General features: G+C 55.6%; 16 protein-coding genes. 3 read left to right on the top strand and 13 right to left on the bottom strand.

The features are described from left to right. Window positions 1–10 precede the first annotated feature (10 nt). Window positions 11–340, bottom strand: a complete 330-nt coding sequence (locus KFZ77_RS10810) for an HI1450 family dsDNA-mimic protein (RefSeq protein WP_031524046.1) — start codon at window positions 338–340, stop codon at window positions 11–13. A gap of 36 nt (window positions 341–376) precedes the next feature. Further along, complete coding sequence (cls, locus tag KFZ77_RS10805) at window positions 377–1837, bottom strand: cardiolipin synthase (RefSeq protein WP_264384179.1); 1461 nt, start codon at window positions 1835–1837, stop codon at window positions 377–379. 144 nt (window positions 1838–1981) lie between these two features. On the opposite strand from cls, the gene KFZ77_RS10800 reads away from it, so the two are divergent. Further along, window positions 1982–2155: a YciY family protein gene (locus KFZ77_RS10800; RefSeq protein ID WP_152548411.1), complete on the top strand. Its 174-nt coding sequence runs from the start codon at window positions 1982–1984 to the stop codon at window positions 2153–2155. Between the two features lie 67 nt (window positions 2156–2222). Here the strand turns inward: KFZ77_RS10800 and KFZ77_RS10795 are convergent, their stop codons facing one another. Beyond that, a complete protein-coding gene (locus KFZ77_RS10795; RefSeq protein ID WP_031524050.1) occupies window positions 2223–2519 on the bottom strand; it encodes a YciI family protein in 297 nt (98 codons plus the stop codon). A 212-nt stretch (window positions 2520–2731) separates the two neighbouring features. On the opposite strand from KFZ77_RS10795, the gene tonB reads away from it, so the two are divergent. Continuing rightward, window positions 2732–3460, top strand: coding sequence for a TonB system transport protein TonB (tonB, locus tag KFZ77_RS10790; protein WP_264386178.1), 729 nt, complete (start codon window positions 2732–2734; stop codon window positions 3458–3460). Window positions 3461–3491: 31 nt separating this feature from the next. Here tonB and yciA read toward each other — a convergent pair whose 3' ends face one another. The 7 genes from yciA to KFZ77_RS10755 all read right to left on the bottom strand — a co-directional run bounded on the left by yciA (window position 3492) and on the right by KFZ77_RS10755 (window position 8847). Then, complete coding sequence (yciA, locus tag KFZ77_RS10785) at window positions 3492–3893, bottom strand: acyl-CoA thioester hydrolase YciA (protein WP_264384178.1); 402 nt, start codon at window positions 3891–3893, stop codon at window positions 3492–3494. Between the two features lie 138 nt (window positions 3894–4031). Continuing rightward, complete coding sequence (locus tag KFZ77_RS10780) at window positions 4032–5585, bottom strand: DUF6056 family protein (RefSeq protein WP_264384177.1); 1554 nt, start codon at window positions 5583–5585, stop codon at window positions 4032–4034. Between the two features lie 19 nt (window positions 5586–5604). After that, window positions 5605–6528, bottom strand: coding sequence for a glycosyltransferase family 2 protein (locus KFZ77_RS10775; protein ID WP_031524057.1), 924 nt, complete (start codon window positions 6526–6528; stop codon window positions 5605–5607). After that, on the bottom strand, window positions 6525–6887 hold the full coding sequence (locus KFZ77_RS10770) for a GtrA family protein (RefSeq protein ID WP_031524059.1): 363 nt from the start codon (window positions 6885–6887) through the stop codon (window positions 6525–6527). The genes KFZ77_RS10775 and KFZ77_RS10770 overlap by 4 nt, the downstream gene beginning before the upstream one ends. A 149-nt stretch (window positions 6888–7036) precedes the next feature. Continuing rightward, on the bottom strand, window positions 7037–7573 hold the full coding sequence (locus KFZ77_RS10765; RefSeq protein WP_264384176.1) for a septation protein A: 537 nt from the start codon (window positions 7571–7573) through the stop codon (window positions 7037–7039). A gap of 45 nt (window positions 7574–7618) precedes the next feature. After that, a complete protein-coding gene (locus KFZ77_RS10760; protein WP_031524061.1) occupies window positions 7619–8362 on the bottom strand; it encodes a YciC family protein in 744 nt (247 codons plus the stop codon). 125 nt (window positions 8363–8487) lie between these two features. Continuing rightward, window positions 8488–8847, bottom strand: a complete 360-nt coding sequence (locus KFZ77_RS10755) for a YkgJ family cysteine cluster protein (RefSeq protein WP_031524062.1) — start codon at window positions 8845–8847, stop codon at window positions 8488–8490. A gap of 283 nt (window positions 8848–9130) precedes the next feature. Between KFZ77_RS10755 and ompW the strand changes: the two genes are divergently transcribed. Then, window positions 9131–9766, top strand: coding sequence for an outer membrane protein OmpW (gene ompW, locus KFZ77_RS10750; RefSeq protein WP_264384175.1), 636 nt, complete (start codon window positions 9131–9133; stop codon window positions 9764–9766). Between the two features lie 48 nt (window positions 9767–9814). Here ompW and trpA read toward each other — a convergent pair whose 3' ends face one another. Genes trpA through trpCF form a run of 3 tightly spaced genes read right to left on the bottom strand, consistent with a single transcriptional unit; the run spans window position 9815 to window position 13185 of the window. After that, on the bottom strand, window positions 9815–10624 hold the full coding sequence (gene trpA, locus KFZ77_RS10745) for a tryptophan synthase subunit alpha (protein WP_031524065.1): 810 nt from the start codon (window positions 10622–10624) through the stop codon (window positions 9815–9817). Further along, window positions 10624–11817, bottom strand: a complete 1194-nt coding sequence (gene trpB, locus KFZ77_RS10740) for a tryptophan synthase subunit beta (protein WP_264384174.1) — start codon at window positions 11815–11817, stop codon at window positions 10624–10626. Before trpB ends, trpA begins: the two co-directional genes overlap by 1 nt. A 9-nt stretch (window positions 11818–11826) precedes the next feature. Further along, the gene (trpCF, locus tag KFZ77_RS10735) at window positions 11827–13185 is read right to left on the bottom strand and encodes a bifunctional indole-3-glycerol-phosphate synthase TrpC/phosphoribosylanthranilate isomerase TrpF (RefSeq protein ID WP_264384173.1); all 1359 of its coding nucleotides are present in this window, start codon (window positions 13183–13185) and stop codon (window positions 11827–11829) included. Window position 13186 lies beyond the last annotated feature (1 nt).

Here is a 13186-nt window from a genome sequence, read left to right as displayed (position 1 = left end):
CCGCACCGTCTTACTCACGCCACAGAATGTGGCACAGCTTGTGATCTTTGTCGCGGCACAGCAGCACCCGGGCGAAGACGTCGTTCAGCTCACCGCCTTCTTCGTCCGCCAGCCCAATCACCACTTCAGCAAAGAAATCCGGATTCAGATCGTAATCGACATGCTCCAGCCACTCTTCGGACGGATCAAACAGCTCGGCACCGCCACGCTCTTCAAACTGCAGGTTAAACAGAATGATATCTGCCGGATCGAGATTATCCGCTGCCAGCTCAAGGAAAATATCGTAGGCCTGTTCGAGGGTTTCATCTTCCGTCAGGCGGTTATTCAGATCCATTTCCATTGTTACTACCCGTAATAGAGAGAGGTTGGGCACGTTTTACAGCAACGGGCTGAAGAAGTAAAACAGTCGCTCGGTGATGCGCTGCCACAGGGGGCGTTTTACCCACAGGCGCGCATCCAGCAGGCGCGAGCGGGAGATATAATCGTCCTGCACCGCGGCCAGATCGGCACCGAAACCGGCGTCATCGATCACCAGCGTGATTTCGAAATTGAGCCACAGGCTGCGCATATCGAGATTTACCGTGCCCACCAGGCTTAGTTCGCCATCCACCAGCACGCTTTTGGTGTGCAGCAGGCCGCCTTCAAACTGGTAGATTTTCACCCCGGCCGCCAGCAGTTCACTGAAGAACGCCCGGCTCGCCCAGCCCACCAGCAGCGAGTCGTTCTTGCGCGGCAGAATAATGCTGACATCAACCCCGCGCTGCGCGGCGGTACAGATGGCATGCAGCAGGTCATCGCTCGGCACAAAGTAGGGCGTGGTCATGATCAGGTAGTTACGCGCTGCGTACACCGAGGTCAGCAGCGCCTGATGGATCAGATCTTCAGGAAAACCCGGCCCGGAGGCGATGGTGTGGATAGTGTGCCCGCTGGCTTCTTCGAACGGCATAATGTTGGCGTCTGGCGCGGGGGGGAGCAGGCGTTTACCGGTCTCGATTTCCCAGTCGCAGGAGTAGACGATGCCCATTGCCGTGGCGACCGGACCTTCCATACGCGCCATCAGGTCCACCCATTGGCCGACCCCGGCATCCTGCTTGAAGTAGCGCGGATCGACCATGTTCATGCTGCCGGTATAGGCGATGTAGTTATCAATCATTATCATTTTACGGTGCTGGCGCAGATCCATGCGGCGCAGGAATACGCGCATCAGATTCACCTTGAGCGCCTCAACCACTTCCACGCCAGCGTTGCGCATCATCGCCGCCCACGGGCTGCGGAAGAAATTGACGCTGCCGGCGGAGTCAAGCATCAGACGGCAGTGCACCCCGCGGCGTGCGGCGGCCATCAGCGATTCGGCAACCTGGTCCGCCATGCCGCCGGGATGCCAGATGTAAAACACCATCTCAATAGTATGACGCGCCAGCTGTATATCGCGGATCAGCGCCTGCATCACGTCATCTGAGCTGGTCAACAGCTGAAGCTGGTTGCCTTTCACCCCGGCAATGCCCTGGCGACGCTCGCAGAGCTGAAACAGGCTGCTGGCGACTGCGCTGTTCTCTTCGGCGAAGATATGCTTGCAGGCTTTGAGATCGTTAAGCCATTTGGCGGTGGAGGGCCACATCGCCCGCGCACGTTCGGCGCGGCGTTTACCAAGGTGCAGCTCTCCGAGCGACAGATAGGCAATCACGCCCACCAGCGGCAGAATATAAATAATCAGCAGCCAGGCCATGGCGGAAGGCACCGCGCGGCGCTTCATCAATATGCGCAGCGTGACGCCGGCGATCATCAGCCAGTAGCCCAGAATGACCAGCCAACTCACAAGCGTGTAGAAGGTCGTCATAGCGTAAAAAATCCTTTTGATTGCCTGTTGTTATGAGTGTATGCGTTATTTTGGCCCGCCGACCCTATCCTGACAGAAAAAGCACTACGGCATCGTGGTTAAGGGGTATAATCTGCTTTCTGTTTTAGTTATGAGTCGTAAAAAATGAGGCGTAGTCGAACGGAAGTTGGGCGCTGGCGGATGTTGCGTCAGTCTCAGCGACGAAAAGCGCGCTGGCTTGAGGCACAGTCTCGACGCAATATGCGTATCCACGCTATCAGAAAATGTATCGTGAATCGTCAACGTCACTCCCTGTTGTTCGCAAGTCAGATCAATTGAGCGCAGAACGGGCACCAACGCGGTGCCCGATAATTTTTTTAACGCCTTGCCGACATCCCGTCCCGCATCAAAATACTTTCTTGTACGGCTTTACCTGCACCGTTTTATACACGCCCGCCGCGATGTACGGATCGGCTTCAGCCCAGGCCTGCGCCTCTTCCAGCGATGTAAACTCTGCAATCACGGTAGAGCCGGTGAAACCCGCCGCCCCCGGATCGTTACTGTCCACAGCAGGCATTGGACCGGCGGTGAGCAGGCGGCCCTCGTCGCGCAGCAGCTGCAGGCGAGCGAGGTGCGCAGGACGCACAGACTGTCGTTTTTCGAGCGAATCAGCAACATCTTCAGCGTAAATCACATAAAGCACGGTATAGCTCCTGAGAGTAAGCAAAGGTGAAAATACGGTAAGTGAATACGTAACAGCCTGCAATGAAAAGATAATCTGAATGTTACAAACCGGAGAAACCCTGTAAGTATTCGCGCTTTTTCAGGGCGAAAGGGTATGCCGTTGTTGAATATGATTGCTATTTGCATTTAAAATTCAGGTCTCTTTTGATCACTGAAACGATTATGACTTCAATGACCCTTGATTTACCTCGCCGCTTTCCATGGCCTGCGCTGCTCTCAGTGGGGATCCACGGTGCCGTCGTGGCGGGCCTGCTTTATACGTCGGTACATCAGGTTGTTGAACTGCCAGCGCCTGCTGAGCCCGTTTCCGTCACGCTGGTCGCGCCGGCCGATCTCGAACCGCCGCAGCCGCAGGTGGTTGAGCCAGAGCCGGTGGTCGAGCCTGAGCCAGAACCGGAACCCGAGCCGGTTCCCGAGCCGCCAAAAGAGGCGCCGGTGGTGATCCATAAGCCGGAACCCAAACCGAAGCCAAAACCGAAGCCGAAACCAAAGCCGGAGAAAAAGGTCGAGCAGCCGAAGCGCGAAACCCGACCTGAGCCGCGTCCGGCCTCGCCGTTTGAGAACAATGCTCCGGCGCGCCCGGCGCCGACGTCGCGTCCGGCAACTGCCGCACCGGCCGTCAGCGCCCCGTCTGGCCCGCGTGCCCTGAGCCGTAACCAGCCGCAGTACCCGAGCCGCGCCTATGCGCTGCGCATGGAAGGGAACGTGCGCGTGCGTTTTGATGTCACCGCCGATGGCAGCGTCGAGAACATTGAAGTGCTCTCCGCCAAACCAGCCAACATGTTCGATCGCGAAGTGAAATCGGCGATGCGCAAATGGCGCTATGAACCCGGTAAGCCCGGCAAAGGGCTGGTGGTGAATATTGTGTTCCGCATGAACGGCGGCGCGAAAATGGAATAAAAAAAATCTCCCGTCAGGGAGATTTTTTTTATCACTCAACCACCGGAAGGGGGCGCGGTTTACCTTCCGGATCGACTGCGACGTAAACAAAAATCGCTTCGGTGGCGCGATAGCGCTGCCCGAGCGGTTCGGACGACACTTTCTTCACCCACACTTCCACATTGATGGTCACCGAAGTATTGCCGCGTTTAACGCAGCGTGCATAGCAGCACACCACGTCACCCACCGCGACCGGGCGCAGAAACGTCATTCCGTCCACGCGTACCGTTACCACACGACCATGCGCAATCTCTTTTGCCAGAATGGCCCCGCCCATATCCATCTGCGACATCAGCCAGCCGCCAAAGATATCGCCGTTGGCATTGGTATCAGCAGGCATCGCCAGCGTGCGCAGAACCAGTTCTCCCTGCGGAGTTTCGTTTGTTATTGTCATTGCTGTCTCATGCAAAAAGGGGCATCAGCAAGATGCTACTATGATTATCGGGTTTCTCACACACCGATATCAGCGCGAAGCGAATAAAAAAGCCAGACCTTATGGTCTGGCTTGATGCGGGCAGGACATAACTAAAATTCAGGGTACAAGCGCAATGGCTTTTATGGTTTTATCCGGCACGGAATGATAATACCAGTATGCCTGATTGATCGTTGCCTGTTTAAACTGCGCGACGGGCAGGGTATAACGCTTACTGTCGCTGCTAATCTCTACCGTACTTTCAACGGGCGCATCGCTGACCAATATAATATCGCCATCAGCATTAAACCATGCAGTAACAGCGTCGTTCAGGATCTGCTTATTTCCTGTGGCCAACACTGAATAATCAAAGCCAACCTTAACCTTGTCGATATTTTCCGCGCCAAAATATTCGCCATATACCAGCGGATCGTGGAAGAACCCGAAATGCCCGCCGCTGTTTTGTAATTTGCTGAAGTGGAAGTCCGGAATGGTAAATACGCGCTGCTGCCCGGCGATTTCATGCGCAATAATCTGCAGCCGCACCTGATCCTGTTGCCAGACCCGCTTATACGCGGTCAGCATCAGGGTATATGACCAGATAAATACGCCAACAAGAATCAGCACAATAGCGGCGACGCCGCGATTCGCTACGCGCTGCCCGGTATCGAGTAAATTGCTGGCGAGAAACGCAATGGCGAACAGAAGAAACATAAAGGTGCCATTCATCACCCGGTCGGGATAGGTCGGCGAAGCGAACATTATGAGCGACGTACCGATCCCCACGCACACCATGAGCCACATCATCACGGTTTTTACTCTGCTCAGCGTGACGTTGCGTTTGATACAAACAAACGCCAGTATGCCAAGCAGCACCAGCACCACCCAGCCAATCCAGATGAGTGCCTGATGGCTGAAGAAGCGTTCAGTTAAGTGATAGGCAATTCGCTCGGTAAGCGGCTTCTGATACCACACCTGATGGGTTTCACCGCTGGCGCGAATAAAGTTACCGGGCGAGAAAATTAATACTAGTGCGCCCGCGATCGAGGCGCAAAGGTAAAGGAGCTTGCTCAGAATAACCGTTTTATGGAACCAGGCATCATAGACCACGGCCAGCGCGGCTAATGCGACCACAAAGGGGCCGATGCTTTCCGTTGAGCAGCCGGAAAACAGACTCAGCGCCACCATATACCACTTTGTGGCAGTGATATTTTCGACGCAGATGCGATACATACCCCATATCCACGCGGCGACAAACAGGTTCGTCCACAGATAGTTTGCGCTGCCCACAATCCAGAAGGTGGTCTGTCCGATGTTAGGGTTTGAAATCCAGTAGGTCAGAAAGATCAGCGGAAACAGCAGTACGTCGTTTTTATGCAGCCTGAACGAACGCGACGGGGTTTTAACAACCAAAAAGCAGAATGCGATGACTACCAGCCCGGTGATGAATGCATAAAAAAAGCGCGAATTTACCGCCAGGATCAGCGCACTGACATAGTCAGCGACCACGCGACCGCTCCAGGTCATGTAATGATGGAAATGCTTCTCGAACGACAGACCTAATAGCGAGTAGCGATAGTCGTCAGAGTGGATTGGGGTATACCATTCAATGATAAACACCAGCGAAAAAGCCACCAGTAAAAGAAACGGCGTAAACTTCTTAGACGTGATCATGGTTTGTCCATAGATGAAATTAGTGCTTATTCTGCTTTTTGATTAAATAGCGCGGGCGCATTTTGGTTTCGGTGTAAATACGACCAATATATTCGCCGAGAACCCCAATGCCGATAAGCTGAATACTCCCCAGAAACAGGATCGACACCATTAGCGACGGATAGCCTCTGACCTGATTTCCCCATACCAGCTTATCGATAATCATCCATGCCCCATAAGAGAAAGAGAGCAGCGCGACAACAGCGCCAAGATAGGTCCAGATTCGCAGCGGGAAGGTAGAAAATGACGTAATTCCCTCCAGCGCCAGGTTCCACAGTTTCCAGCCGTTGAATTTCGATGTCCCCGCCACGCGCTCAGAGCGCACATATTCGACAACGTCGGTTTTACCGCCAACCCAGGATAAAATACCTTTCATAAAAAGGTTTTTTTCCGGCATCAGCTTAATATTTTCCACCACCTCACGACTCATAAGCCGGAAGTCACCGACATTTTCTTCAATTTTGGGCGAGCTAATTTTATTGTGCAGCTTATAAAACCATTCGGCAGTTTTACGCTTCAGGCGCCCGTCCGTTGAGCGATCGGAACGTTTTGCCAGCACCATATCGGCACCTTGTTGCCATTTTTGAATCAGATGGGGAATAACCTCGATGGGGTCCTGGAGATCCACATCAATAGGAATGACCACATCACCGGTGGCGTATTCCAGCCCGGCAAACAGGGCTGCCTCTTTACCAAAATTGCGTGTAAAGGTGAGCACCACCAGCAACGGGTCGGAAACGGCGAGGGCATCGAGAATGGATTCTGAGGCATCCGTGCTGCCGTCGTTCACAAATACGATCTCGATCTCATATTGCTGAAGTTCGGTAAACGCTCTGACGGTTTTATAAAAAACCGGTATCGCCTCTTCCTCATTCAGCACTGGCACCACAAGAGAGACTTTCATTTGTTATCCCTGAAAACGACGAGTTTTGAATAGAAAAAACCGCATATCAGACTCACAGCGGAGAACGTTATCAGCGTGAGTAACGGCGGAAGTGCCGTAAAGTCCGCAATCCAGCCGATGGTAAAGCTGAGCAATCCCATAAACCCAACAAATAGTACGTAGCGCATTGTAGTAGCTGGTGCCCTGAAAGTGAAACGGGCATTCAGGTAGTAGGACAGGCTCACGGCTACGCAAAAGGCAATCAGGTTGGCGCTGGCCTGGCGGATGTGGAATCCATACAGGCAGGCGGTGAAAACCAGCCAGTGAACCGCGGTATTAAGCACGCCAACCGAAAAATATTTTGCAAATAATTTGAGCATTGAGATACCGCCATAATTGATCCGGGGAATCTTATCATCCTGATTTCTCAGCGTCTCGCCCAAAAAAAAAGCACGCCTCGCGATGGACGAGGCGTGCTTATCAGATCCGTGTCAGCGCAGGATGCTGACAGGCAATGACGCAGCGGAGACTATTTCTCTTCCTGCGGAAGATGACGGTAGATATAGACACCACTGAGCAGGGTGAAGACCAGCGTCAGCCCGGTCAGACCAAATACTTTAAAATTGACCCAGATATTCTGCGGCAGCCAGAACGCGATATAGATATTCGCCAGACCGCATACGATAAAGAACAGCGCCCAGGCGATATTCAGGCGAGACCATACCTGCTCCGGCAGATGCAGTTCTTTACCCAGCATCTGCTGAATAAGCGGCTTGCCCATTACCCACTGGCTAATCAGCAGGGCGCCGGCAAACAGGCCGTAAATCACCGTAACCTTCCACTTAATAAATTCGTCGTTGTGGAAGAACAGCGTCAGGCCACCAAATACCGCAACCAGAATAAAGGTGATCAGCGCCATTTTTTCGACTTTGCGGTATCTGAACCAGCTGTAAATCAGCACCAGTGCCGTGGCGACAATCAGGGCTGCGGTACCGGCATAAATATCGTAGAGCTTATAAAAAGCAAAAAAGACAATCAGCGGTAAGAAATCGAGAAACTGCTTCATAATCGGTTCCGTTGCAGGCCCGGGCGAGCGCCGGGCCGAATAAGGTTAAGCGCGGATCAGCGTATACAGGCGGAAGAGATACACCAGCAGCAGCGCGGAGAACAGGTAGTTGAGGGTGTTCGCCACCACCGCACCCACTTCCGGCGTCAGCGCAGCAAAGCGTGATGCCAGCAGCAGCAGTACCGTTTTGGCAATCAGCCATGCCACGATGGCCGGCGCGACCAGGCGCATGTTGGCCCAGGCAAGACGCATACTGTTGCGCATCGCGCTGAACACGCCCTGATTTTCAACTACCAGCAATACAGGTGCGAACGCCAGTACGATGGCCAGCAGCACGCCGGGCACCAGGAACAGCATGATCCCCATCTGCACCAGCAGAGTGGTGAGGAAGAACTGAATAAACAGCCACGGCAGTTTCGGCGCAGCGGTGCCAATCGCATGCAGGGCGCTGATACGTTTCCCGGCAGAAACCATCTGCAGCAGCATCAGAATGCCGCCTGCCAGAATCGCATTGCCGAACAGGCCCGAAAAGGTTGCTGCCGCTGAAGCGCGCAGCAACACCTGCTGCTGCTCCGGCGTCATATTCTGTACCAGATCAAACAGCCCAACGCTGCCCGTCAGATTATCGCCCTGCGAGAGCACCGCCATCTGCTCATCGGTTGGCGCAAAGACATGCCCAATCACCACCGTAATAAATGCACAAAGTAAAGCAATCAGCGCAATGGTCATAAACTGATTGCGAAAGAAATTCCCCGTGTCACGGTAAACGGATTTTGCCGTGATAGTCATGCACGCTCCTTGAATGATGCAGGTAGTAATTTGCCGCCGATTGTACCCTGGATGGCTGCACAGTGGCAGCATCCGGGTGTAAAGCGGTGTATATCCCTGTCTTTGCGCTGTTTTATTGGTCGTATTCAGGCGCTGCGCAGGAGCGGCGACGGCAGTTCGAGCGGGGGCAAGCCATGATGCCCCCGCGCCCGGTTACAGGCGTCATTGGCAATGCCATTTTCGCCCGACATCGCGAAGTCGCGACACGGTGACGGCCGGTTTTCATAGATGGAACAGCTGACGCTGATGCCGGGCGTACCGCTAAGCGCCACGCAGCGGCTCACTTTCTGATTGGTGCCGCTCATACAGCGAAGAAAAGGGGTAAGCGGCTCGGTAAGCGCCGCCGGGACAAGGCCGCCGGCATCATCGCCTTCAGCCCAGTAAAAAGAGACACGAAAATAGGCACAACAGGCTCCGCAGGACATACACGGATTCAACACGCTCATACACGCCACCTGCAACTTAACAACGCATCAATGTGAAATGGTGAAGCGGGTAAATTATCCAGCGACTGACGGGTTTTCAAGTAGGGGCGCAGGCAATTTTTTGTAACAGAGCGGAAGCAAATTTGATTTAAGCGCAAAGCAGCTGTTTCGTCTGTAAATGCAAAAATTAATCTGGATCAATGAATGTTAAATCAGAGGGTTAAATGTGATCTGCGCGCGATCCATTTTTACCCCGATGTGAGTATATTCAACGCGCCAATAAAACCACAAAAAGGGAACGGAAATGAAAAAGCTGACAGTGGCGCTGTTACTTGCAACGGGTTGTGTTTCGGGCGTGGCATCTGCGCATGAAGCAGGGGATTTCTTCATGCGTGCCGGCACGGCGACGGTGCGCCCGAACGAAGGCTCTGACAACGTGCTGGGCATGGGCGGCTTCAAAGTCAATAACGATACTCAGCTCGGTTTAACGTTCACGTATATGGCAACGGATAACGTCGGTATCGAGCTGCTGGCGGCAACGCCGTTCCGTCATAAAGTGGGTCTGGGGCCAACCGGCGATCTGGCTACCGTGCGTCAGCTGCCGCCCACGCTGATGGCTCAATGGTACTTTGGCGAGTCGACCAGCAAACTGCGTCCGTATATCGGCGCGGGCATCAACTACACCACGTTCTTTGATGCTGACTTCAACAAAACCGGGGATGCCGCAGGCCTGACCGATCTGAGCGTCAAAGACTCCTGGGGGGCTGCAGGGCAGGTGGGGCTGGATTACAGGGTGAATCAGGACTGGCTGATCAACATGTCTCTCTGGTACATGGACATCGACACCGAGGTGAAATTCAAAGCCGGCGGCGAGCAGCAGAATATCAGCACCCGCATCGACCCGTTCGTGTTTATGTTCTCAGCGGGTTACCGCTTCTGATAAAAAATTCCCGCCGCGATGTGCACTTCACATCGGGCGGGAATAGTTTTACGCCTGGCGGGTAGCTGCCTTCATCGCGCTGGCAAAGGCGTTCAGTTCCGACAACATCGCTTCCCGATCCCCAAGATTTTTCTCAATGATCTTCACCACCGCCGAACCGGAAATCGCACCCGCTGCGCCCGCACCCAGCGCGTCGCGCACCTGGGATGGCTCAGAGATACCAAAGCCCTGTAATGCCGGTGCCGCGTGATACTCCTTCAGCTTATCGACCAGGTGCCCCAGCGGCAGACTGGCGCGATTCTCCGCCCCGGTCACCCCGGCGCGGGACAGCAGATAGGTGTAGCCGCGCCCGTAGGAGGCAATCTGGCGCAGCAGATCGTCATCAGCATTTGGCGGGCAGATAAAGATCGGCGCAACATTATGGCGCATCGCCGCCTGACGGAACTCCGCCGACTCCTCGACCGGCACATCGGCGACCAGCACCGAATCGACACCCACCTGCGCACAGCGGGCGTAAAACGCATCCACACCGTTGCTGAACACCAGGTTTGCGTACATCAGCAGGCCGATGGGCAGCGTCGGGTATTTCTCACGGATCGTCGCCAGCATCTCAAAGCACTGCCCGGGCGTGACGCCCGCCGCGAAGGCGCGCAGCGTCGCATCCTGAATGGTCGGGCCATCCGCCAGAGGGTCGGAGAAGGGAATACCCAGCTCCAGCGCATCCGCACCACCCTCAACCAGGGCATCAACGATCTTCAGCGACTGCTCGACCGAGGGGTCGCCCAGCGTGACGAAGGGAACAAATGCGCCCTCGTTGCGTGCGGCGAGACGGGAAAACAGCTGATCATAACGTTCCATTACATCTCCCCTCGGGCTTTGAAAATATCGTGAACGGTGAAAATGTCTTTATCGCCGCGACCGGAGAGGTTGACCACCAGCAGCTGCTCTTTTTCCGGATCTGCACGCATCATTTTCAGCGCGTGGGCCAGCGCATGAGAGGACTCCAGCGCCGGAATGATCCCTTCCTGACGGCACAGGGTTTTAAACGCATCCAGCGCTTCGTCATCGGTAATCGACACGTACTCTGCCCGCCCGGTACTGTTGAGATGGGCGTGCTGCGGCCCGACGGACGGGAAGTCCAGCCCGGCAGAAATGGAATAGGACTCTTCAATCTGTCCGTCTTCGGTCTGCATCATCGGCGACTTCATGCCGAAATAGATGCCCACGCGCCCGTGTTTGAGCGGAGCCCCGTGCTCGCCGCTTTCAATGCCATGTCCGGCGGGCTCTACGCCAATCAGCCCGACGCTGGTCTCATCGATGAAGTCGGCAAACATACCGATGGCGTTGGAGCCACCGCCGACGCAGGCAATTACTGCATCCGGCAGGCGACCCTCTTTTTCGAGGATTTGCGCTTTGGTCTCTTCGCCAATCATGCGCTGGAATTCGCGCACGATGGTCGGGAACGGGTGCGGACCCGCCGCGGTGCCGAGCATATAGTGCGCCCGATCGTAGCTGCCGGACCAGTCGCGCAGCGCCTCGTTACAGGCGTCTTTCAGCGTGGCAGAGCCGCTGTGGACCGGGATCACTTCGGCACCCATCAGGCGCATACGGAATACGTTCGGCGACTGGCGCTCGACGTCTTTGGCACCCATATAGATGCGGCACTTCAGGCCCAGCAGCGCACTGGCAAGTGCCGACGCCACGCCGTGTTGCCCCGCGCCGGTCTCGGCGATAATTTCGGTTTTGCCCATGCGCTTTGCCAGCAGCGCCTGACCCAGCACCTGGTTGGTTTTGTGTGCACCGCCGTGCAGCAGATCTTCACGCTTGAGGTACAGCGTGGTGCGCGTGCCGGTGGTCAGGTTCTGACACTTCGTCAGCGCAGTGGGGCGGCCGGCGTAGTTTTTCAGCAGGTCGGTGAACTGCGCCTGGAATTCGGCATCGCTCTGGGCGCTGACAAAGGCTTCTTCCAGCTGACGCAGCGCCGGCATCAGGATCTGCGGCACGTACATGCCGCCAAATTCACCAAACCATGGATTGAGTAAAGTCGTCATTCGTTTTCCTTAATAAGCCCGCAGCGTCTGAAACAGCGCCGCCAGTTTAGTGGCATCTTTTATCCCCGGTGCGCTCTCGACGCCCGAGTTGAAATCAAGTCCGACGCAGCCAAGTTTTGCGGCTTCCACGCAGTTATCAGCCCCAAGGCCGCCGGCCAGCATCACGTTATCAAGGTTCTCACCCTGTAACAGCGACCAGTCGAAACGCTGCCCGGTCCCGCCCTGGCCGTTATCAAACACGTAACGATCCACATCGGTGAAATCCCGCGTCGGCACGCTCTCCTGCACGCTCAGTGCTTTCCAGATCTGCACCTGTGCTGGCAGCAGGGCACGCAGGGCGGTGATGTCGCTCTGGGTCTCGTCACCGTGGAGCTGCACGGCAGTAAGACCGAGGGTCTGGGCCACGCGGGCAATTTCTTTGACCGGCTGGTTGCGGAACACGCCCACATAGCGCAGCGGGGCGGCCTGCATCACGGCGTGCGCCTCGGCAGCGCCAATCACGCGCGGTGAGCTCTCAGCAAAAATCAGCCCGCCGTAAATGGCTCCCACTTCATACGCCGCGGCGGCGTCTTCCGGGCGGGTTAACCCGCACACTTTGTTTTCGCCAAGCAGCACGCGACGCACCGCCTGGGTGAGGTCCGGCTCGGACATCAGCGCCGAGCCAATCAAAAAGCCGTTAGCGAAGTGGCTGAGCTCGCGCACCTGGCCGTAGGTATTAATTCCCGACTCGCTGATCACCGTCACGCCAGGGCCGAGGCGCGGCGCCAGTTGACGGGTGCGGTTAAGGTCGATAGAGAGATCGCGCAGGTCGCGGTTGTTAATTCCCACCACCTTCGCCTCCAGGGCGATAGCGCGCTCCAGCTCCTCTTCATTACTGACTTCGGTCAGCACGCCCATATTCAGGCTGTGGGCCACTGCGGCCAGCTGGCGATACTGCTCATCATCCAGCACCGACAGCATCAGCAGGCAGGCATCCGCCTGGTAGTGGCGCGCCAAGTAAATCTGGTACGGGTCGATAATAAAGTCTTTGCACAGCACCGGCTGGGCAACGATCCCGCTGACGACCGGCAGAAAATCAAAGCTGCCGTGGAAGTACTTCTCGTCGGTCAACACCGAGACCGCGGAGGCGTAGTGCTTGTAAACCCCGGCGATCTGCGCCGGATCGAAATCTTCACGGATTACACCTTTAGACGGTGAGGCCTTTTTCACTTCCAGAATGAAGGCGGTACGTGCACCCTGCAGGGCATGGTAAAAATTGCGCGTGCTGGGGGTGACGTCATTCTGAAAGCTGGCCAGCGGCTGCTGCGCTTTGCGGGCTTCCACCCAAATCGCTTTGTCCGCGACGATGTTCGCTAAAACGGTCTGCATG

It is taken from the genome of Siccibacter colletis (assembly GCF_025914095.1).
Classification (GTDB): Bacteria; Pseudomonadota; Gammaproteobacteria; order Enterobacterales; family Enterobacteriaceae; genus Siccibacter; species Siccibacter colletis.
This window is presented reverse-complemented; position numbering and strand designations above follow the sequence as displayed.